Origin of the sequence: Streptomyces sp. BK022 (genome assembly GCF_004217355.1) — a bacterium.
Taxonomy (GTDB): domain Bacteria; phylum Actinomycetota; class Actinomycetes; order Streptomycetales; family Streptomycetaceae; genus Streptomyces; species Streptomyces griseoluteus.
This window is the reverse complement of record NZ_SHKU01000001.1, coordinates 1081542-1101566: the sequence shown is the minus strand read 5'-3', so window position 1 is coordinate 1101566 and position 20025 is coordinate 1081542. Positions and strand designations below refer to the sequence as shown.

Here is a 20025-nt window from a genome sequence, read left to right as displayed (position 1 = left end):
CCATGGCGCCTGCTCCCTCGTCCCACGAGGAGATCGCCCGTTCGCGGCCCCGCATCCGCCGCGACGTCCTGTTCACCCGCACGCCGGACGGCGTGCTGTTCCACAACGCGCACGGCGGCTTCAACGTCGTCACCCAGTCCGCGTACCGCTTCGCCGCGCTGATCGTGCCCCATCTGGACGGTGAGCGCCGGGTCGAGGAACTCTGCGCCGGCCTGGGGGACAAGCAGCGCGACATGGTGGTCCGACTCGTGGGCGCACTCTACGCGCGTGGTTTCGCCCGGGACGCCGGGCCAAGACCCACCGGCGACACGCTGTCACCGCAGGTGGCGGCACGTTTCGCCCATCAGCTGGACTATCTGGACCATTACGCCGACGACGCCCACGGCAGGTTCGCCCGCTTCCGGGACACCCGGGTCGCGGTGCTCGGGGACGACGAGACGGCGAGGTGGGCCGCGCTGGGCCTGCTGCGCAACGGCTGTGCCACGGTGGCCGTCACGGTCGAGGACGCGGCGGAGGGCGCCCTCGACCACGAGCCCAGCGGCACGGCCGGCCTGGACGCGGAGGTCGCGGGTCTCACCGAGGCGGGCTGCGCGCCCACGCTGACCCGGCTGGCCGGGTCCACGCCGGGCTGGGCCGACCTGGACGGCTGGGACACCGTGCTGGTGACCGGGGCGAACGCGCCCGCCCGGCTGCTGCGCCTGCTGACCGAGGGCGTGCCCGAGGGACGGCGGCTGCTGGGGGCGTGGACGTTCGGCGAGCGGGCGGTGGTCGGGCCGGTGATGACGGCCGGGACGCCGGGCTGCTGGTCCTGCGCCGCGCTGCGGCTGGGCGCCGGCTCGGACGCGGCCGACAGCGCCGACCTGTGGTCCGGCCTCGGTCCGGCCGCGCCGCTGGAGACGCCCGCGCGAGTGCCCACCGGGCCGCTCGCGGGGATGCTCGGCAACCTGCTGTCGTTCGAGGTGTTCCGGCTGGTGACGGAGGCGCTGCCCGCCGAGACCCGTAACCAGGTCATCGTGCAGGACCTGAACTCCCTGGACGTACTGGCCGAACCGCTGCTGCCGCACCCCCGCTGCCGGTTCTGCGCCTCCGGGGAGCCCAAGGCCCCGGACGGGGCCGCGCTGCGGGTGCCGCACGCGGACGACGAGCCGGTGGCACTGCCCGCCGACGGCCCGGCGGACGAGGCGGCGGCCAAGGGGGCGCTGGCCGCGCTGGAGCCGCGGGACGTGCTGGTCCGCGAGGCGGCCGGGGTGTTCGGCGGCTATGCCGACGACGACTGGGAGCAGACCCCGCTCAAGGTGAGCACCGTACGCCTGGGCGTCTCTCCCGGCCGGGTGCGCGAGGTCTCCGCGATCGACGTGCACCATGTGGCCGGGGCCCGGCTCGCCGCGCTGTTCCGGGGCGCGGAGGTGTACGCCGAGCAGGTGGTGCCGCCTCGGGTGGGCGGCGAGGGGAGCCGGATCGCGCCGGCCGAACTCGCCCTGTCCAGTGGGCTTCAGGTGCCGGTGGACCGGGTCTCCGCCTGGTCGGAGGCGACCTCGCTGCTGGACGGGCGTACCGTGCTGGTGCCCACCGGCGCGGTGCGCACCCTGAGTGGCTGGAACGACCAGGGCCTGTTCGAGCGCTCCTCGGCGGGTACGGGCGCGGCGGGCACCCCCCGCGCCGCCCTCGCCCGCGCCCTGCGCTCCGCCCTCGCCCACGACGCCCTGCGCCGGGTGGTCCGCAGGGCGGCCCCCGCACGACTGGTGGACCTCGACTCCCTCACCGCTGACGCCGAGTTGCTGTTCCTGCTGCGCTCGGCGGAGAACCTGGGCGTCACGGTGGAGGTGCTGGACCTGACCGGGGCGGGGGCCACCGCACTGCCCGTGGCCCTGGCCCGCAGCACGGACCCGGAGAGCGGGGCGGTGCGGTGGGCGCCGGGCAGCGGTCTGCGTCCGCGCGAGGCGGTGCTGGAGGCGCTGCGCGATCTGCTCGGGGCGGAGCAGATGCGGCGGGCCGGTGCCGAGCCGGACCTCGGCGACCCGCTGTGGGCCGACCTGGAGGCGGCGGCGCTGGTCCCCGAGGGCGAGCCGGTGTCCCTGCGGGCCGACGGGACGGGCTGGGCCGAGGTGCTGGACGCGCTGGCCGCGGCCGGGCGGGACGCCTTCGCGGTGCCGGTGGCCGCGCCGGACCTGGCGGCGGGCGAGATCCACGCCGTGCGCGTGCTGCTCACCCGTGGCGGACCCGGTGCCCACTGAGACGGAGGCGGCGCCGGCCGCCGTCGACGCGCCCTGGGACCGCGTGTGCGAAGAGCTGACCTCGGCGCTCGCCTGCCGGGTCCCCGGCCGGGCCGCCGCGGTGAGGGCACTGGGCGTGCGCGACCAACTCGGTGATGCCGTGGTGGAGTTCCCGCCCGGCGTGATCCCGGTGGGTCTCTACGGGCATCACGCCGTGGTCGGCCCGGTGGCCCCCGTGGGCGGGCGCGGGTGTCCGGGCTGTCTGGCCCGGCGCTGGCAGGCGGTGCGGGCCGGGTTCCTGCGGGACGCGCTGGAGCAGGGCGGGCCCACCCTCGCGACCGGAACCCCGCCGTGGGAGGCCGGCTTCGTGGTGGACGCGCTGGCCGCGCTGGTCTCGGCGGCCGACGCGCACCCGCGTGCCCCGCGGCATCCGTGGGTGTGGCTGCTGGACCTGGAGACGTTGCGGGTCGCCAGGTTCCCGCTGGTGCCGGACGGTGAGTGCCCGGCCTGCGCGGACCGGCCGGACGACACGGCCGAGGGCGCCCGGATCGCCCTGGAGCCCGCCCCGGAGCACGCGCCGGGCAGCTTCCGTACCCGGCCCCTGTCCGCGTACGACCTCCCGCTGGAGGCGTTCGCCAACCCGGTGACCGGGATGCTCGGGCCCTTGGTGGCGCCCGATCTGACGTCCGCGTCCACCTCGTCGGCGGTCGGCGCCTTCACCACCCGTTCCGGCGCCTATCTGCGCGAGTGCTACTGGGGCGGCCACACCGGGGCGTACGGCACGAGTGTGCGGGTCGGGCTGCTGGAGGGGCTGGAGCGGTACGCGGGGATGCGGGCGCGTGCCCGGCGCCCGGTCGTCACGGCCACGCTGGAGGAGCTGGGCGACACGGCGGTCGACCCCCGGATCAGCGGGCTGTACCCGGACACCTTCGACGCGGAGGCGGTCGGCGCGCCCCGGTTCGCCCCGGACCGGCCCGTGCGGTGGGTGTGGGGCTGGTCGCTGCGGGACGACCGGCCGGTCCTCGTCCCCGAGGTGGTGGCCTACTACCACGCGCCGGGCGGTATCCGGCGCCGGTTCGTGCAGGAGAGCTCCAACGGCTGTGCCTCGGGCGGAAGTCCGGCCGAGGCCGTGCATCACGGGCTGATGGAGACCATCGAGCGCGACGCCTTCCTGCTGGCCTGGTTCGGCCGGGCCAGGCTGCCCGAGATCGACCCCGCGAGCAGTACCCGGCCGGCGACCCGCGCGATGGTGGACCGGCTGGCGATGTACGGGTACCGGGCGCGGTTCTTCGACACCCGGGTCAGCTTCCCCGTGCCGGTGGTGACCGCGGTGGCCGAGCGGGTGGACGGCGGGCCGGGGCTGCTGTGCTTCGGCGCGGGCGCCTCGCCCGACCCGGAGGACGCGCTCGCGGGCGGGCTGTGCGAGATCGCCACCGACGCGGTCAACCTGCGCCGCCGTACCGCCCGCGAGGAGCGGCGGCTGCGCCGGATGGCGGCCGACTTCGACGAGGTGCGGGTACTGCACGATCATCCGCTGCTGTACGGGCTGCCGGAGATGGGCCGGTACACCGACTTCCTGCTGCGCGGCCGGGACGACGGTGACCGCGTCCCGCTCGCCTCGCTCGCCCCCGACCGCCCCCGGTCCCGCCCGGCGGATCTGCGCGCGGACGTGGAGGCGGTCGTGGCGGAGGTGACCGCACGCGGTTTCGACGTGGTGGTGGTCGACCAGACCGCCCCGGAGCAGCGGGGGTTGGGGCTCAGCACGGCCAAGGTGCTGGTGCCCGGTCTCCTCCCGATCGACTTCGGGTGGAGCCGCCAGCGCGGCCCGTGGCTGCCCCGTACCCGCACAGCGCTGCGGGAGGCCGGGCTGCGTACGGCGGATCTGCCGCCGGACGAATGCAATCCGGCGCCCCACCCCTTCCCCTGACCGCCCCCGCGGCTGTCCGCACCAACGACATCCCGGGCGCCCGGCCCGAACCGCCGGGCGCCCGCCACAGACGAGCTGACTAGGGAGTGACCATGGGATACGCCCATGAGTACGCGACCGCGGTGATGCGGCGGGGCAGGACCCCCATGGAGCCGGCCGACTTCGTGCCGGACTGGGCCGACCGGCCCCGCAAGGGCAAGTACTTCCCCGGCGTGCCCTCCTTCCCGCTGCCCGACGGCGGCTGCGCGGACGACGCCACGCTGGGCCGGGGCCTGTTCGGCGAGCCGGGCACCGGCGCGTTCACGCTGCCCCTGCTGGGTGCGATGCTCCGGGACTCCTACGGGTTGACCGGACGCCGGCTGGCCGTGCAGGCCAACACGGACCTGGGTTCGCTGCCGTTCCACACCCACGCCAACTGGTCGCGCGGCACCGCCTCGGGCGGCGGCCTGTACCCGATCGGCGTGCACTGGGTGAGCGGCGCGAGCGGCCCGCTCACACCGGGCGTCTACTACTACGACACCCCGCACCACCGGCTGAACCGGCTGCTGTCCGGTGACGTGACCGGTGAAGTCCGGTCAGCGCTGGGCGACTTGGCGGAGGCCGACACCGACCAGTTCCTGGTGCTGGGCGTGACCTTCTGGCAGAACGCCTTCAAGTACAACAGCTTCTCCTACCACGCCGTGACGATGGACATCGGCGCCCTGCTGGAGACCTGGCGGATGTGGGCGCGGGCGCACGGGCTGCGGCTGGACACCGCCCTGTGGTTCGACGAACCGCGCGTCGGGCGCCTGCTGGGGCTGGACCCCGCCGAGGACGGGGTGTTCGCCGTGGTGCCGCTGCGCTGGGACGCGCCCGCGCCGGAAGCGGCCGCCCCCGAGACGCCGGGAGCGGCGGTGCGGCGGGTGCCGGACGAGCGTTCGCGCCGGACGCTGGCCTTCCCCACGCTGGCCCGGGTGCACGAGGCCACGCTGGAGGGTGCCGCCGACCGGCCCGCCCCCGGCCGGCTGGACCCGGCGCTCGCGGCTGCGGCGGGGGACGGCGAGCGGGTGCCGCTGCCGGACCCGGCGCCGCTGGACACCACCGTGCGACGGGCGCTGCGGGAGCGGCGCAGCAGCTTCGGCCGGTTCAGCGCGGGGGAGCCGCTGGACCCGGCGAAGCTGTCGGTGACACTGGCCGCCGCCGTCACGGCCGCCACCCTGGACAGCGACGTGGAGACCCCGGGCGCCCCGCCGCTGACCCGGTTCCACGTCTTCGTCAACCACGTACGTGACGTACCGCCGGGGCTGTACGAGTACGACCGGGACACCGGCGGCCTGGTGCTGCTGAAGCCGGGCGGGTTCGGGGCGTTCCTCCAGGAGAACTACTTCCTCGCCAACTACAACCTGGAGCAGGCGGCCGCCGTGCTGGTACCGGTGGCCCGGACGTACGCGGTGCTGGACGCCGTGGGCGACCGGGGGCTGCGGCTGGTCAACGCCGCCGTGGGCGCCATCGCCCAGGCCGTCTACACCGCCGCCTCCGCCGCCGGGACCGGCTGCGGGGTGGCGCTCGGCTTCGACTGCGTGTCGTACGCGGAGGAGTTCGGGGTGGCCGGCCGGGGAGAGGTGCCGCTGCTGATCATGATGATCGGCGAGGAACGGCCCCGGCCCGCCGATTACCGCTACGACATCGTCGCCCCATGACCCGCCCGACCGACCGCCTCCTGCCCGGTCCGCGGGAGTCCCGACACGAGAGGGGCAGCACGGTATGAGCCCGGCCACCACAGCCGCCGACACCACTGTGACCCTGCACCGCCGTTTCATGCTGCGCGTGGCCGGCCTCCCGGCCGAGACCGTCTCGGCGCTGCGCGCCCCCGAGACCGCCGACTGGGCCGCCCGCGCGGCCGCCGAGGAGGACAGGCTGCGCGCGCTGGGGGCCCGGCTGAGCGACCCGCTCTCCGCCGCCGTCGGCGCCACCGAGGACGCGGCCCTGCGCCGCCGCCTGCTCGCGCTGCGCCGCCAGGTCTTCAACAACCGCCTCCCCGCCGACCTCCCCGCCGCCCGCGCCCTGGCCTCGGGGCTGGGCGGTGGCACCGGCGCGGACCTCACCGCCTGGCTTAACGCACGCCGGCGCTGGGAGGAACTGCGCGCCGAGGGCGAGACCGTGCTCGGTGGCGCGCTCGCCCGCACCCGTGCCGCGCTGCGCGGGCTGGCGCTGGACGACCGGCTGCGCCGGGGTCTGCTGCTGGCCTCGCCCACGCTGGAGGAGCGGCTCGACGCGTTCGCCGCCGACCGGTCCCCGGCGCCGGGCAAGCGGGCCCGGAAGATGGAGCGCTCGCTGCTGTCGTACCTGTACCGGACCGCCTGCAAGACCAGCCCCTTCAGCACGCTGACCGGGGTGGCGCTGGGCGGTTTCGGGGAGGGCGGCGACCTGACGGAGGTGGGTGACGGCTGGACGAGCCACCCCCGGCTCAACGTGGTCGTCCTCACCCGGCTCGCCGAGCTGATCGTGGCCGACCCGGCCCGCCGGGCCGACCTGCCGGTGGCACCGGCCTCGGGCTGGACGCGGGACGACGACCGGGTGCGCTTTGTCCGGCGGGCGGTGACGGCCGGGGACGACAGCGCGCCGGTCAGTTTCGACGCCGCCCAGGACCGGCTGTTCTTCCTGCGCCGGCAGGGCGCCCTCGACGGGATGCTGACGCTGCTGCGCGACACCGGCGGCACCCTGACCCACGGCGACCTGGCCCGCTGGCTGGGCGCCACCACGGGTGCCGGCGAGGAGGAGGCAGGGCACTATCTGACGGCGCTGCGTGAACTGGGCATGCTCCAGCTTCCGTTGCTCGACACCGGCGTGCACAGCCCCGACCCGCTGCGCGCCTTCCAGCGGGCCTTGCGGAGCCTGGGAGTGGAGTGGGCGGACACCGTCGCCGCCCGGCTGGACGGCCCGGCCGAGGCGGTCGCGCGGTACGGGGACGCCGATGTGCCCACCCGGCGCGCCCTGCTGGCCGGACTCCGTACCGACCTCACCGCTCTCCAGGCCGAGCTGGGTGCCGAACGAGCCGTCCTGCCGCGGACCTTGCTCTACGAGGACGTGTCGGCCGGCACCACCGGCGCGCCGCTCGCCGAGTGGGCCGAGCCGGTCGCCGCGCCGCTGCGGTCGATCGGCCGGGTGCTGCCCGCCTTCGACGTGGCGCTGCCCCAGCGGCTCACCCTCAAGGGCTTCTTCGTCGCCCGGTACGGGCGCGGCGGCCGCTGCGAGGACCTGCTGCGGCTGGTGCACGACTTCCACGAGGACATCTTCCGCCAGTACCTCCAGTTCACCGCGGCCAAGGACGGCCACCTCCCGGACGGCAGCCACGCCCCGGAGGAGAACTGGCTCGGCGTCCCGGAGATCACCTCCATCGACCGTGCCCGCGCCACGCTGACGGCCCGGATGCGCAAGCGCTGGGCCGAACTACCGCCGGATGCGGTGGAGTTCGTGCTCGACGACGCGACCGTGGACGAGATGGCCGAGGCGCTCGGCACGGCCGCGCCCGCGTTCCGCCCGCAGAGCCACTTCGTCCAGCTCGCCCGTCGCGCGGACGGCCCGCTGGCCGTGCTGAACAACTCCTACGGCGGCCTCTGCTTCCCCTTCACCCGCTTCACGCACTGCTTCGACGGCGCGGGGGGACCTGGGCTCACCGACACGCTGCGCGACGGCCTGCGTTCGGTGCTGCCGCCCGGTGCGGTCCTCGCGGAGGTGACGGCCGGTGCCGCGACCACCAACCTCAACCTGCACGGCCGGCTGACCGACTACGAGATCGTCTGCCCGGGCGAGAACAGCACCGCCCCCGGACAGGCCCGCCTCCATCTGGACGACCTGTACGCCGTGCACGACGAGACCGAGGACCGGCTGCTGCTGCGTTCCCGGCGCCTGGACCGCGAGGTCGTCCCGGTGTACCTCGGCTATCTGGTGCCGATGGTGCTGCCCGAGATCCCGCGCACCCTGCTGCTGTTCTCGCCCACCTCCCGCTCGGTGCCGGACGTGTGGCGCGGGGTGCCGGCCGGCGAGGCGACGGACGGCGTCACCCGGCGCCCCCGTGTCCGCCACCACGCGCTGGTGCTCCAGCGCCGCTCCTGGACCGTCGCCGACGGCCACCTCCCGCTGCGGGCGCCCGGCACCACGGACGCCGACTGGTATCTCGCCTGGCACCGCTGGCGGGTCCGGCACGGCCTGCCCGCCCGTGTCTTCGCCACCGTCCACGAGGAGACGGGGGGCGACCGGGGCGCGGCCTGGTCCGGCGGGTCCAAGCCTCAGTACGTCGACTTCGAGAGCCCGCTCTCGCTCACCGCCCTGGAAGGACTCCTCGCCGGGAAACAGGCCCGGACCGTCTTCGAGGAGATGCTCCCCGCCGAGGACGAGCTGCACGTCACCTCACCGCGCGGACGGCACGTGGCCGAACTCGCCGTCGAACTGCTGCCCGTAGCGGCCGCCCGGACCGAAGAGGACGCCACCCGATGACGACCGCTCCCACCGAAGCCTCGGCACTGCCCGGCCGGGCGCCCGGCGAGTGGCTGGCCGTGCACGTCTTCTACGCGGCCAGCCCCCGCCCGCTGCTCGTCCAGTGCGTCCGCCCGCTGGTCGACGCCCTCACCGAGGAGGGCCTGCTCGCCGGGTACTTCTTCATCAACTACTGGCTGGAGGGCCCGCACCTGCGCCTGCGCCTGAAACCGGTCCGCGCCGCCGACGCCCCCGTGGTCCGGGAGCGGGCGCACGCCGCGCTGGAGACGTTCCTGCGCGAGCGGCCCGCGCTGTACGAGGTGAAGGACGGCTTCTTCGCCGACCTCTACGAGACCCTGTTCGCCCTGGAGTTCGGCGAGGAGGAGCGCGCCGGGTACCTGGGCCCGGACGGCCGGATGGTGCTGCGCCCCAACAACTCCTTCGAGGACCGCCCGTACGAGCCGGAGTACGGCAAGTACGGCGGTCCGGCCGGGACCGAGCTGGCGGAGTGGCACTTCCAGCACTCCAGCGACCTGGTCATCGAGGCCGCCCGCTCGATGAACCTCCACCTGCGCACCGTACTGCTCGGGCTGTCGGCCCAGTTGATGACGGTGATGGCCGGCACCTTCCTGCGGGACGACGAGGCCCTGCTGTCCTTCCTGGACCGCTACCACACCTTCTGGAACCGGGCGTTCTCCACCACCAACTACACCGCCGACGACGGCTACGACCGCGCCTACTCCGCCATGGGCACGAGCCTGCCGGGCCGGTTCCGGGACATCCGGGCGGCGGTCGCGGCGGGCGGGACCGGGCGGCTCCCGGCGTTCCTGCGCGGCTGGGCCGGGCACTGCGCCGAGCTGCGCGACCGGGCGACCGCGCTGACCCGGGACGGCGAGCTGGTCTTCCGCTCCTGGGACGGCACCCGCGACCTGCGCCCCACCGACCCGGCCCAGTCGCTGCCGATGCTGCTCTCGCCGTACCTGCACATGACCAACAACCGGCTCAGCACGACCGTGCGCGACGAGGCGTTCCTGTCGTACGTGCTCGCCCGCGCCCTCAGGGACGGCGGCGCGCGGGGCGCCGGGGCCGGCGCGGGTGACTCGCTCGCGGGCTGGCGCCCCGGGGGTGAGGGGTGACCACCGGGACGTTCCTCGCCAGTCGCCCCCGGATGCGCCCCGACCTGGTCGAGGGGCCCCGGCTGGTGCGCGGGACGGCCCGCATCCATCTGCTGAAGGACCCGCGTACGGGGCGGCGGCTGGAGCTGGGGCCGAAGGAGCACTTCCTGATCACCCGGCTGGACGGCTCCCGCACCCTGGAGGAGATCGGCGGGGAGTACGCGGGCGCGTTCGGTGCCCGGCTCGGGGAGGCGCAGTGGGGGCAGTTGCTCCGGCTGCTGCACGGCCGGGGCCTGCTGGAGGGCTCCCCCGCCCCGGCCGCGGCACCGCCGGCCGGGCCCGAGCGGCCGCCGAACGGCATTCTGGCCGGGCGGACCCGGATGGTGGCCGACGCGCCCGCGCTGATGGACCGGCTGCACCGGCTCACCGCGCCGGCGCGCCGGCCGGCCGTCCTCGCGGTGCTGACGGCACTGGCGACCGGTGTGCTCGTCGCCGTCGTGGTGCGGGCCGGGACGCTGTGGCGGCAGACGGAGGAGACGGCGCGCCAGCCGGTGCTGCTGTTCGCGATCGGCTGTGTGCTCTGGTGCGGACTGGCCCTGCACGAACTGGCGCACGGGCTGTTCGCGCGGGCCTGGGGCGGGCGGGTCACGGAGATCGGGCTGCGCTGGATCTGCTTCGCCAGCTATCTGTACTGCGAGGTGGAGGACGTCCAGTTCCTCGGCGGCCGGCGCCGGAAGGTGGCCACGGCGTGCGCGGGCGTCTTCGCCAACCTCCTGTTCCTGGTGCCGTTCTACGCGGTGTGGGCGCTGCTCCCGGCCGGCGCCGAGGCCCGGCCCGCGTTGGGCGCGCTGCTGCTGCTCGGCACCGTCCTCGGCGTGGCCAACCTCCTCCCGCTGCCTCCGCTGGACGGCTACAAGGCGCTCGGCCACGCGCTCGGCGTCACCGGCCTGTCCGAGGGCGCCCGTACCTTCACCGGCCTCGCGGTGCGGGCGCTGTTCCGGCGCGGTCCCGGCCTCGCCGCGTACCCGGCGCGCCTGCGGCTGCTGTACGGCGGGTTCGCGCTGCTGACGGCGGTGCAGAGCGCGGCGCTGCTGGTGCTGTGCGGGGCGGCGCTGCGAGCGATGCTGCCCGACGGCGCGGCGGTGCTCGCCTGGTCGCTGCCGCCCGCGCTGCTCGCCGCCGTCCTGCTGCTGTGGGTGCTGGGCGGCCTCGGCCGGCGCCTGCGGGACCGTCGTACCACCGGGGCGGTCCCGGCCGCCTCCCCCACGTCCGAACCGGGGCGGCACGTCGCCTCCGCGGTAGCACAGTTGAGGAAAGGCGAGATGAGCGCACCCGAGAGCAGGACGGAGGCCGCCCCGCGCGGCACCACCACCGAGACCGTCGTCGCCCTGGACGGCGTCAGCAAGCGCTACGGGGAGGTGACGGCGCTGGACGGCGTCTCCCTGGAGGTGCGCCACGGTGAGTTCTTCGGCATCCTCGGGCCGAACGGCGCGGGGAAGACCACCCTGGTGGAGATCGTGGAGGGCATGCGGGAGGCCGACTCCGGCACCGTCACCGTCTTCGGGCAGAGTCCCTGGCCGCGCGACATCGCGCTGCTGGCCCGGATCGGCGTGCAGACCCAGGCGTCTGCGTTCTTCGCCCGGCTGACGGCCGCCGAGCACCTGCGCACGGTGGCCGCGCTGTACGGCATGGCGCCGGAGGCCGCGAGGACCGCGCTGGAGCGGGTCGGCCTGACCGAGAAGGCGGACGCCCGGATCGACCATCTCTCCGGCGGCCAGCGGCAGCGGCTCGCGGTGGCCACCGCGCTGCTCAACGAGCCGGAGCTGATCTTCCTGGACGAGCCGACGGCCGCCCTCGACCCCGAGGCTCGCCGCGAACTGTGGGAGCTGCTGCGGTCGTTGCGCTCGGAGGGGCGGACGATCATCTGCACCACCCACTACCTGGACGAGGCCGAGGCGCTGTGCGACCGGGTGGCGATCATCGCCGGAGGCCGGGTCGTCGCGCTGGACTCGCCCCGCAGCCTGATCCGCGCCCTGGCCGCGCCGACCCGCCTGCTGGTGCCCGCCGACAAGGTGTCCCCCAAGGCGGCGCTCGCACTGGCGGGCGTGGACCGGGCCACCGTGCGGGGCGCCGACCTGGTCATCGAGACGGCGGTACCCAACCGGGTGCTCCCCGCACTCGGCGACCTGGTGGACATCGACGCGGTGTCGGTGCGCACCCCCACCCTCGAAGACGCCTACCTCTCACTGACCGGCACCGGATCGGAGCACCACCGTTGAGCGCCTACGCCGCACTGACCAGGGCCACCTATGTCGCGAGCGTGCGCGACAAGACCACCCTCTTCTTCACCTTCGCCTTCCCGCTCGCCTTCCTGGTGCTGTTCGGCCTGATCTTCCAGGGCGACAAGGTCGACGGCGGACTGGCCTCCATCAACTACATCGCGCCGGGCGTGCTGTCCTGGGGCGTGGGCAACGCGGCCGTGTTCTCGGTGGGGTTCGCGCTGATGCAGTGGCGCCGGGACGACCTGCTCCGGCTGATCTGGCGCACCCCGACCCCGCTGCGCACCCTGCTGGCCTCGCGCTGGACGGTGGCGATGGGCGTGGCGCTGACGCAGACCGTGCTCTTCACCGCCGTCGCGCTGCTGCCGTTCTTCGGGCTGAGGCTGATGGGCCCCTGGTGGGCGGCGCTGCCGCTGCTGGTGCTGGGGGTGACCGCGTTCCTCGCCATGGGGCTGGTGGTCGGCAGCCTGGCGGACACCCCGGAGGCGGTCGCGGCCATCGCCAACCTGGTGATGGTGCCGATGGCGTTCCTGTCCGGCTCGTTCTTCCCGGACGACCTGATGCCGAGCTGGCTGCGCACCGCCGCCAAGGTACTGCCGCTGCACTATCTCAACGACGGTCTCACCGACGCGATGGGCGGCCGGGGCGACCTGGGGGACATCGCGCTGGACTGCGCGGGCCTCGCCGTGTTCGCCCTGGTCTTCGGGGTCGTCGCCACCCGGATCTTCCGCTGGAGCAACCGGACATGACGACCACGACGACGCCACTGGAGGCCGCGCGGGCCGACCTCCACTCCCGGCTGGCGGCGCGTGCCACCGCCGCCGGGCTGCACACGCCCGCCGTCTCCCGGATCGGCGACACCAACGTGCTCGGCGAGGGCGGGAGCGGGCTCCCCGCCGAACCGGCCACCGTGCACCTGACCGCGCAGGCCGTGCTGCTCGGCCCCTGGGGCGGCACCCCGGCGGCCGGCCCGGCCTGCGGGACCTGTCTGGCGATGCGCCGCCAGCGGCTGCGCACCCGCACCGAGCGGGAGGCGCTGGAGACCGGTACGGGGACGACGGCGGCCGGGGCCTGGCCGGTACTGCCGGACCACACGGTGGACGCGGTGTGGTCGCTGCACCGGCTGATCGCCTCCGGCGCCGCCCGGCACACCGCCGAGGGCCCGGACGCCGAGCTGCCCCGGGTCACGGAGGTGGACCTGGAGACGCTCCGGGTACGGACGTTCCCGCTGCTGCCGGAGCCGACGTGCCCGCGCTGCCGTCCCTTCACCGAGGAGGCGGCCTCGCGCGCGGCCGCGGAGGCCACCCTGCCCGCCCCGGCCCCGCTGCCCAAGCCGCGCCCGGACTCGTACCGGCTGCGCCGGGCGTCGGACCACCCGCTGCCGGTGAAGGCGCTGGCCAACCCGGTGTGCGGGGTGCTCGGCGGCGGCACCTGGATCGACGTCACCTCCCCCACCACCGCGCCGGTCGCGGGCAGCGTCTTCATGCGGGGGTACGCCGGTCTCACCGACGTCACCTGGAGCGGCCAGGCCAACTCCTTCGCGGACAGCCGCGACCTGGCCTTCCTGGAGGGCCTGGAGCGGTACGCGGGCACCCACCGCCGGCACCGCGCGCCGGTGGTGACGGCGTCGCTGGAGGAACTGGGCGACCGCGCCCTCGATCCGCGCGCCTGCGGGCTGTACGGGCCGCGCACCTACGCCGAGGACCCCATGGTCGAGCCCTTCGACCCGGCCCGGCCGATCCCGTGGGTCACCGGCTGGTCGCTGCGGGACGGCCGCCCGGTGCTGGTCCCGGCCCGCCTCGTCTACTACAGCGCGGGCACGGCCGCCGACAACTTCGTCTTCGAGTGCTCCAACGGCTGCGCCACCGGCAGCAGTTGGGAGGAAGCGGTCTTCTTCGGCCTGCTCGAACTGATCGAGCGGGACGCCTTCCTGCTCGGCTGGTACGGCGATCTCCCGCTCCCCGAGATCGACCTGGACTCGGTGCGCTCGCCGGGCGTGCGGGCGATGGTGGCACGGGCCGCGCTCCAGGGCTACGACGTGCACGTCTTCGACAACCGGGTGGACCTCCCGGTGCCCGTCGTCACGGGGCTCGCGGTCCGCCGCGACGACGCGCCGGGTTCCCTGGCCTTCGCGGCGGGCGCCTCCTTCGACCCGGAGACGGCGGTGGAGTCCGCGGTCTCCGAGATCCTCACCTACATCCCGCACCTGCCCGGCCAGGTGGCCGAGCGGCCCACCGAACTCGCCGCCATGGCGGAGGACTTCGACCTGGTGAAGCGTCTTCCGGACCACGCGGCGCTGTTCGGACTGCCCGCGATGCGCGTCCACGCCACCGGCTATCTGAAGCCGCCCCGCACGGCTCCGCTGGACGAGCTGTTCGCCGGGTGGGAGGAGCGGCGGCCGCGCACCGGGGACCTCCGCGACGATCTGCTGCTGGTGCGGGACCTGTTGGGCGAGGCGGGCTGCGAGGTGATCGCCGTCGACCAGACCACGCCCGAGCAGCGCCGGATGGGGCTGCGCACGGTGGCCACGCTGGCTCCGGGGCTGCTGCCGATCGACTTCGGGTGGCTGCGGCAGCGGGCCCTGACCCTGCCGAGGCTGCGTACCGCGCCGTACCGGGCGGGCATGGTCCCGGCGCCGCTCGGGGAGGAGGAGTTGCGGCGGGTGCCGCATCCGTTCCCGTGAGCGGGGCAGGCGTTCCGCTCGTCGGCGCGCGGGCCGTGAAGGGGCCCGCGCACACCGGCGGTCCCCGGCGCGCCGAGGCGGACCGGGGACCGTGGGTGCGAACGCCTGCGTCAGGCGGTGCAGGAGGTGGTGCTGGTGGTGCTGGAGCAGGTGCTGGTGGAGGAACAGCTCGTGGACGAACCGAGCATGACCTCGCTGGCGTCCGAGTAGTCGGTGATCTCGAAGGTCTCCGACTCCAGGTCCAGGATCTCCTGGGCGAGGGAGGCGAGGGTGTTGTCAGCCATGGTGGCTCCTTCCGGGTCAGGTGAGCTGCGGCCGGCCGGGACCGCCCCGTCCGGTGGTGCGCTGAACCAGCCGGAGGAGCGCGCCCCCCGACATCTCCTTTCTACGCGCGTCCGGCACCAACTCCCTGACCGATGGCTGTCACTTCGCTGACACCCCCGTACGCCGAACCCTTGGAGCCCCCGCTGTGAGCAGCGACCAGTCCCGTCCGTCCGTGACCGCGGCCGGTGGTGCGCCGCCCGGTCTGGACGCCCTGCTGCCGTCCACCGCCGAGCTGTATCTCGACCTGCACCGGCACCCCGAGCTGTCCGGCGCCGAGGAGCGCACCGCCGCCCGGTTCGCGGACCGGCTCACGACCGACGGCTTCCGCGTGCTGCGCGGGGTCGGCGGCCACGGGGTCGCCGCCGAACTGCCCAACGGCGACGGCCCGGCCGTGCTGCTGCGTGCCGAGCTGGACGCGCTGCCGGTGGCCGAGGAGACCGGCGTGCCGTACGCCAGCACCGCGACCGCACCGGGCCCGGACGGGCGGCCGGTGCCGGTGATGCACGCCTGCGGGCACGACGCCCACCTGGCGTGCGCGGCGGCCGCGGCCCGCTGGCTCGCGGAGCACCGGGACCGCTGGCGTGGCACCCTGCTGGTCGTCGGGCAGCCCGCCGAGGAGACGCTGAGCGGTGCCCGCGCCATGCTGGAGGACGGTCTGTACGACCGGATCACCGCGCCGGACGTGGTCCTCGCCCAGCACACCGCAGCGTTCCCGGCCGGGATGGTGGCGCACGCCGACGGGCCGCTGATGGCGGGCAGCGTGACGCTGGAGGTGGTCTTCGAGGGCGACGGAGGGCACGCGGCCACCCCGCATCTGACGGCCGATCCGCTGCTGGCGGCGGCCGGGGCGGTGACCCGGTTCCCGGCCGTCGCCGCCCGCGAGACGGACCCGGCCGAACGGCTGCTGGTCACCGCGTCCTCGCTGCGCGCCGGGGACACCGGGCGCACCGGGAACGTCATAGCCACCCGCGCCGAGCTGCGGGTCACCGTCCGCGCCCTGTCGGAGGCGGCGCTGGTGCGGGGCGCGGCGGCGGTGGAGCGGGTGGTGCGCGCGGAGGCGGCCTCGGCCGCGACGGCGCCGCGGGTCACCGTGCGCGAGCTGGCCCGCTCCGGGGTCACCCGGCCCGACCCCGGTGTCACCGCGGCCGTACGCGCCGCCCACCAGGCGGCCTTCGGCGCCGCCCGCGTCACCGGCTGGCCCGCGTCGTCGGCGACGGAGGACTTCCCGCTGCTCACCGGCGCGGGCGGCCATCTGCACGGGCGCCCCGGCATCCGGGGCGCCTACTGGATGCTCGGCTCGGTCGGCCCCACCCAGTGGGCGGCCGCTCCCGGCGACGGGCCCGCCGAGAAGTTCCGCGGCCTCCCCCACAACCACTCCCCCCGCTACCTCCCCAGCGTCCGCCTCACCCTGGGCACCGGCACGGCGGCCCTGGTCACGGCCGCGCTGGCCCAGCTGGACCCGGCGGCCGCGTGACGGGCGTGGCCCGGATCACCCTCCGGATGCCGGACGGCACCGGCGGCGCGCGGTCACGGCCCGTAGGCTGAGCCCCGCAGCTGGTTCGCCCCGTCCGCCAGGCGGGGTGTCGGCCTGGAGGCCGCCCGCTCCCACATGCGGGTGGCCCGCGAACTGGCCGTGCACGGCTACCCCCGCGAGGGGGGTCCGGGCGTGTACGACATCCACTCCCCGGGCGTGCCGAGCGCGGAGGAGGCGGCCGAGCTGCTGCGGACGGGGCTGAAGGCGATCCCGGCCGAGCGACTGTGGGTGAACCCGGACTGTGGCCTGAAGACCCGCGCCTGGCCGGAGACGCGGGCGTCGCTGGGGAACCTGGTGGCGGCGGCCCGTACCGTGCGGGGTGAACTGCGTTAGTTCGAGCGACCGTTCGTCCCACCCTCCGGCCCGGCCGCGAGACGGGACGGACCCTTGTGATCAGGAGGTTTCCCGGGTGAGCAGTCGGCTGGTGCTCGTGTCGCCCGCCATCGGGCCCGCGCTGCGTGAGGCCCGGTTCTACGACGGTTCCTCGTCCGTCGACCAGGGGGGAGCCGCTCGGGCGCGGGCGGCGGCCAAGGCGTTGCCGGAGGCGGCGCGGGTGATGGTGTCGCCCGGTGCGCGGTGCCGGGACACGGCCGAGGCGCTGGGGCTGCGGGGCGCGGTGGCGGCGGAGCTCGCGCCGCTGGACGCCGGGCGGTGGCGCGGGCGCGCGCTGGCCGAGGTCGGCGCGGCGGAGGGGGAGGCGCTGGCCCGGTGGCTGAGAGACCCGGAGTATCCGGCACCGGGCGGCGAGTCGGTGCGCCAGGTGTGCGCACGGGTGGGGCGCTGGCTGGAGTCGGTGCCCGAGGGCCGCACGGTCGCCGTCGTGGAACCCGAGGTGGTGCGCGCGGCCGTGGTCCACGCGCTGGGGCTGCCCACCGGAGCCTTCTGGCGGCTGGACGTGGCACCGCTCACCGCGACGGAACTGTCCGGGCGGGCCGGACGCTGGAACCTGCGGCTGGGGCACGCGGTCGGGGGTGGGTGAGAGGGGCCCCGGAGATCTCCGGGGCCCCTTTCGGCGTCAGGTCACCGGCTCAGTGGGAGGCGGCGACCGCCTGGCCCGTGCCGCGTGCCGCCGCGGGGCGCGGATTCAGCAGCCGCTCGGCCAACTCGCCGAAGAGCAGACCGAATCCGGCCCAGAGCACCGTCTGGATGGCCAGCGCGGAGAGACGGAACCGCCACAGCAGGGTGGCCGGGAAGTGTTCCGGCACCTCGTTGACGACGGGCAGGAAGGCGTACGCCAGACCGGTCAGCAGGGCGAAGGCGGCCACCGCGACCAGGGTCGCGTACCAGTTGCCCAGGCGGGGGGCGAGGCGTTTGCCGAGCAGGGTGGCGCCGATCGCCAGGAGCACGCTGAGCAGCATCATCAGGAAGTACAGCGTGGTCCGCTTGCCGATGGTGTCCGGGTCGCCGACCGAGGGCGGGTTGGCCGGGTACTTCAGGAACGGCACGACGTACACGGCGAGCAGCGCGGTGCCGGAGAGCAGCAGGGCGCTCGCGCGGGGGCCGAAGCGGCCGACGCGGCCGAGCGCGAAGCAGTAGGCGAGCGCGGCGATGCCGCCGAAGGCGACCCCGTAGACGAGGACGCCGGTGGCCAGTCCGGCGGTGGACTGGAGCGAGCGGGAGACGACTTCGACCTCGTGCTCGTGGGCGTGGTGGCCCTCGAAGCTGATGGCGCTGTCCACGTTGGGCTCGCCGAGGAAGTACGCGGCGACGAGGGCGAGCACTCCGGCGCCGAGGCCGGCGAGCATGCCCCGCACGAGGAGGTTTCTCACGGTTGCGGAGTTCATGGGTGTGCGGCGTCCCTCGCGTCAGTGGCAGGGGAAGCCGAGCAGGTGACGGGCGTCGTGCACCCACTCGTGGACGTCCGTGCCGTTGAACACGGAGGTGGCGCCCTGCTCGGCGCCGACGAAGTACAGCAGGACCAGCATGAGGACGCCGAAGAAGACCGCCCAGGGCGCTATCTCCTTCAGCGGCAGGGTGGCGGGAGCGGCGGGGTTTCCGGCGGTCGGCTGAGCGACGGTCTGCGCCATGGCAGTACCTCCTCTGGGAGTTCGCGTCCCATCTCGGTGGTGCACAGGACGACGGCCACGGGTCTGACTCGCGCGGCCCCTCGCGGGACCACGCACACAGTGGCGCGACCGTGCCGGTTTCTCACCGGCTTCCGTTTCGCCGTCGTCGATATCGCCCCGACGGTACCGCGTGCGCCCTGCCTGGCCAAGACCGCGCCCCCACGGGTGATCTTCCTCTCCCGAGGGGGCGGTCTCACGGCGGTACGGGTCAGAAGTCGTCGGCCCCGTTGCGCAGTTCGGTCGTCCAGTACCCGGTGAGCGTCTTCGCGGGGTCGACGGCGAGGCCGCCGCCGGCCGAGGAGTCCACCGCGATGACGGCGGAGTCGCCCTCAAGCACCAACTGGAACGCGTTCACCACCTCGTTGTCCTCGTCCACCCCGCCGTCGGACAGCTTGACCAGGACGAACGCCGGGTCACCGGGGTTCAGCACGGTCGGGACGGCCGGCTTGCTCTTCGCCACGGACGGCACGTCCTGCTTGTGGCTCTCCAGGAACTGGATGTGCGGGAACCCGGCCATCTCGCAACGGTGGCCCGAGGTGTTCCGCGCGGTCAGGATGATGTGGGTGTAGGGCGGCCCGTCCTGACGCTCGGAGCTGACCTTGACGTCCTGGGCCCGGCAGAGGGGGGTGGCGGTGCCCTTCTTGGCCCCGGAGGACGTGGCGCCGGACTTGTGCGCGGTCCCCACGGCGGTGCCGGTGCCCGAGCCGGTGTCGCCGCCGGTGCCCGCACCGGCGGCGGGCGCGGAGGCAGCGGCGGAGGCGGAGGCGGAGACCGTGTCCCCGGCGACCGGCGCCGCTCCCTCGGCCTTGGTCCCCTCGCCGCTCTGGCAGGCGGTCAGGGACAGGGCGAGCGCGGCGGAAGCGGCGACGGAGAAGAGTGCCGTACGGCGCGAGGCGTTCATGATGATTTTCCCCCGAGAGGTGAAACGTCGACGACGGCCCTTCCGAACCGCCGGCCAGCCACTGACCTGCTGACACCCCTACTCTCACCGCCCCCGCTGCCGTCCCGCTGACGTCCGGCTAACGTCCTTCTGACGCCGGGCCGGGGCCGCCGCCGTCCAGCGGATCGACCCGCCCCAGCACCTCGGCCGGCGGCACCCCCTCCCGCAGGGCGACGATCCGCCGCACCCGCAGCTCCGCCCGCGTCCGGGGCCGGTACTTCGGCTCCTTCGCGCACCCACACCCCGACCGCCCGTCGAAGCGCAGCCCCTCCCCCAGCACCGCGGCGACCACCGACCACCCCGCGACATCCCGCCGACGCGGCGGAGCGAAGTCCCGCCCGGCACACACGAGCGGCCGGGCGCAGTTCGGGCACGCGTGCTCCCGATCCGCGTGCCGCTTGAAGCTGACCCGGCACGGGAGGCACGCGTAGTGGAGCTTGTAGGGGGTCACGGCGTAGCGGCACATGGGGCCACCGTAGCGACAGCCAG

15 protein-coding genes, 1 pseudogene and 1 riboswitch are annotated in these 20025 nt (G+C 75.1%); of the genes and pseudogenes, 11 read left to right on the top strand and 5 right to left on the bottom strand.

Annotated elements, in window-relative coordinates; translation table 11 throughout:
- Nucleotides 1-2 precede the first annotated feature (2 nt).
- The 8 genes from EV284_RS04990 (at nt 3) to EV284_RS04955 (ending at nt 14672) form a co-directional block, all read left to right on the top strand.
- Nucleotides 3-2234: a TOMM precursor leader peptide-binding protein gene (locus EV284_RS04990; protein WP_130330579.1), complete on the top strand. Its 2232-nt coding sequence runs from the start codon at nt 3-5 to the stop codon at nt 2232-2234.
- Entirely contained in the window at nt 2224-4140 is a 1917-nt protein-coding gene (locus EV284_RS04985; protein ID WP_130330577.1) for a TOMM precursor leader peptide-binding protein, read from the top strand. The genes EV284_RS04990 and EV284_RS04985 overlap by 11 nt, the downstream gene beginning before the upstream one ends.
- 92 nt (nt 4141-4232) lie before the next feature.
- Nucleotides 4233-5819, top strand: a complete 1587-nt coding sequence (locus EV284_RS04980; RefSeq protein WP_130330575.1) for a nitroreductase family protein — start codon at nt 4233-4235, stop codon at nt 5817-5819.
- Between the two features lie 64 nt (nt 5820-5883).
- Nucleotides 5884-8616 carry a lantibiotic dehydratase gene (locus EV284_RS04975; RefSeq protein ID WP_130330573.1) on the top strand — a complete coding sequence of 911 codons (2733 nt, stop codon included), beginning with the start codon at nt 5884-5886 and terminating at the stop codon, nt 8614-8616.
- Nucleotides 8613-9731: a lantibiotic dehydratase C-terminal domain-containing protein gene (locus EV284_RS04970; RefSeq protein WP_130330571.1), complete on the top strand. Its 1119-nt coding sequence runs from the start codon at nt 8613-8615 to the stop codon at nt 9729-9731. The genes EV284_RS04975 and EV284_RS04970 overlap by 4 nt, the downstream gene beginning before the upstream one ends.
- 1301 nt (nt 9732-11032) lie before the next feature.
- Nucleotides 11033-11989 (top strand): ABC transporter ATP-binding protein, encoded by a 957-nt coding sequence (locus EV284_RS04965; RefSeq protein WP_130331120.1) that lies wholly within the window; start codon nt 11033-11035, stop codon nt 11987-11989.
- Nucleotides 11986-12738 carry an ABC transporter permease gene (locus tag EV284_RS04960; protein WP_130330569.1) on the top strand — a complete coding sequence of 251 codons (753 nt, stop codon included), beginning with the start codon at nt 11986-11988 and terminating at the stop codon, nt 12736-12738. Before EV284_RS04965 ends, EV284_RS04960 begins: the two co-directional genes overlap by 4 nt.
- Nucleotides 12735-14672, top strand: a complete 1938-nt coding sequence (locus EV284_RS04955; protein ID WP_207228910.1) for a TOMM precursor leader peptide-binding protein — start codon at nt 12735-12737, stop codon at nt 14670-14672. The genes EV284_RS04960 and EV284_RS04955 overlap by 4 nt, the downstream gene beginning before the upstream one ends.
- A gap of 110 nt (nt 14673-14782) precedes the next feature.
- Here the strand turns inward: EV284_RS04955 and EV284_RS04950 are convergent, their stop codons facing one another.
- Nucleotides 14783-14956: a thiazolylpeptide-type bacteriocin gene (locus tag EV284_RS04950; protein WP_031179489.1), complete on the bottom strand. Its 174-nt coding sequence runs from the start codon at nt 14954-14956 to the stop codon at nt 14783-14785.
- Nucleotides 14957-15141: 185 nt separating this feature from the next.
- On the opposite strand from EV284_RS04950, the gene EV284_RS04945 reads away from it, so the two are divergent.
- From EV284_RS04945 to EV284_RS04935, 3 genes and pseudogenes are all read left to right on the top strand, one after another.
- Nucleotides 15142-16470, top strand: a complete 1329-nt coding sequence (locus EV284_RS04945; protein WP_242625567.1) for an amidohydrolase — start codon at nt 15142-15144, stop codon at nt 16468-16470.
- Nucleotides 16471-16584: 114 nt separating this feature from the next.
- Nucleotides 16585-16863: pseudogene (locus tag EV284_RS04940) on the top strand (5-methyltetrahydropteroyltriglutamate--homocysteine S-methyltransferase); the annotation flags it as partial.
- A 76-nt stretch (nt 16864-16939) separates the two neighbouring features.
- Nucleotides 16940-17509, top strand: a complete 570-nt coding sequence (locus tag EV284_RS04935; RefSeq protein ID WP_130330567.1) for a histidine phosphatase family protein — start codon at nt 16940-16942, stop codon at nt 17507-17509.
- 49 nt (nt 17510-17558) lie between these two features.
- Here the strand turns inward: EV284_RS04935 and EV284_RS04930 are convergent, their stop codons facing one another.
- From EV284_RS04930 to EV284_RS04915, 4 genes are all read right to left on the bottom strand, one after another.
- Entirely contained in the window at nt 17559-18314 is a 756-nt protein-coding gene (locus EV284_RS04930; RefSeq protein WP_130330565.1) for a CbtA family protein, read from the bottom strand.
- A 21-nt stretch (nt 18315-18335) separates the two neighbouring features.
- Nucleotides 18336-18557 (bottom strand): CbtB-domain containing protein, encoded by a 222-nt coding sequence (locus EV284_RS04925; protein WP_130330563.1) that lies wholly within the window; start codon nt 18555-18557, stop codon nt 18336-18338.
- A 38-nt stretch (nt 18558-18595) separates the two neighbouring features.
- Nucleotides 18596-18728: riboswitch (cobalamin riboswitch) on the bottom strand.
- A 76-nt stretch (nt 18729-18804) separates the two neighbouring features.
- Nucleotides 18805-19497, bottom strand: a complete 693-nt coding sequence (locus EV284_RS04920) for a DUF4232 domain-containing protein (RefSeq protein ID WP_130330561.1) — start codon at nt 19495-19497, stop codon at nt 18805-18807.
- Nucleotides 19498-19615: 118 nt separating this feature from the next.
- A complete protein-coding gene (locus EV284_RS04915; RefSeq protein WP_130330559.1) occupies nt 19616-20002 on the bottom strand; it encodes a hypothetical protein in 387 nt (128 codons plus the stop codon).
- Nucleotides 20003-20025: the final 23 nt, after the last annotated feature.

Bases quoted from the DNA above. Each gene is read 5' to 3' on its own strand.
- EV284_RS04970 (WP_130330571.1), top strand. From the start codon at position 8,613: ATGACGACCGCTCCCACCGAAGCCTCGGCACTGCCCGGCCGGGCGCCC.
- EV284_RS04975 (WP_130330573.1), top strand. From the start codon at position 5,884: ATGAGCCCGGCCACCACAGCCGCCGACACCACTGTGACCCTGCACCGC.
- EV284_RS04980 (WP_130330575.1), top strand. From the start codon at position 4,233: ATGGGATACGCCCATGAGTACGCGACCGCGGTGATGCGGCGGGGCAGG.
- EV284_RS04930 (WP_130330565.1), bottom strand. From the start codon at position 18,314: ATGAACTCCGCAACCGTGAGAAACCTCCTCGTGCGGGGCATGCTCGCC.
- EV284_RS04925 (WP_130330563.1), bottom strand. From the start codon at position 18,557: ATGGCGCAGACCGTCGCTCAGCCGACCGCCGGAAACCCCGCCGCTCCC.
- EV284_RS04990 (WP_130330579.1), top strand. From the start codon at position 3: ATGGCGCCTGCTCCCTCGTCCCACGAGGAGATCGCCCGTTCGCGGCCC.
- EV284_RS04950 (WP_031179489.1), bottom strand. From the start codon at position 14,956: ATGGCTGACAACACCCTCGCCTCCCTCGCCCAGGAGATCCTGGACCTG.
- EV284_RS04920 (WP_130330561.1), bottom strand. From the start codon at position 19,497: ATGAACGCCTCGCGCCGTACGGCACTCTTCTCCGTCGCCGCTTCCGCC.
- EV284_RS04915 (WP_130330559.1), bottom strand. From the start codon at position 20,002: ATGTGCCGCTACGCCGTGACCCCCTACAAGCTCCACTACGCGTGCCTC.
- EV284_RS04965 (WP_130331120.1), top strand. From the start codon at position 11,033: ATGAGCGCACCCGAGAGCAGGACGGAGGCCGCCCCGCGCGGCACCACC.
- EV284_RS04955 (WP_207228910.1), top strand. From the start codon at position 12,735: ATGACGACCACGACGACGCCACTGGAGGCCGCGCGGGCCGACCTCCAC.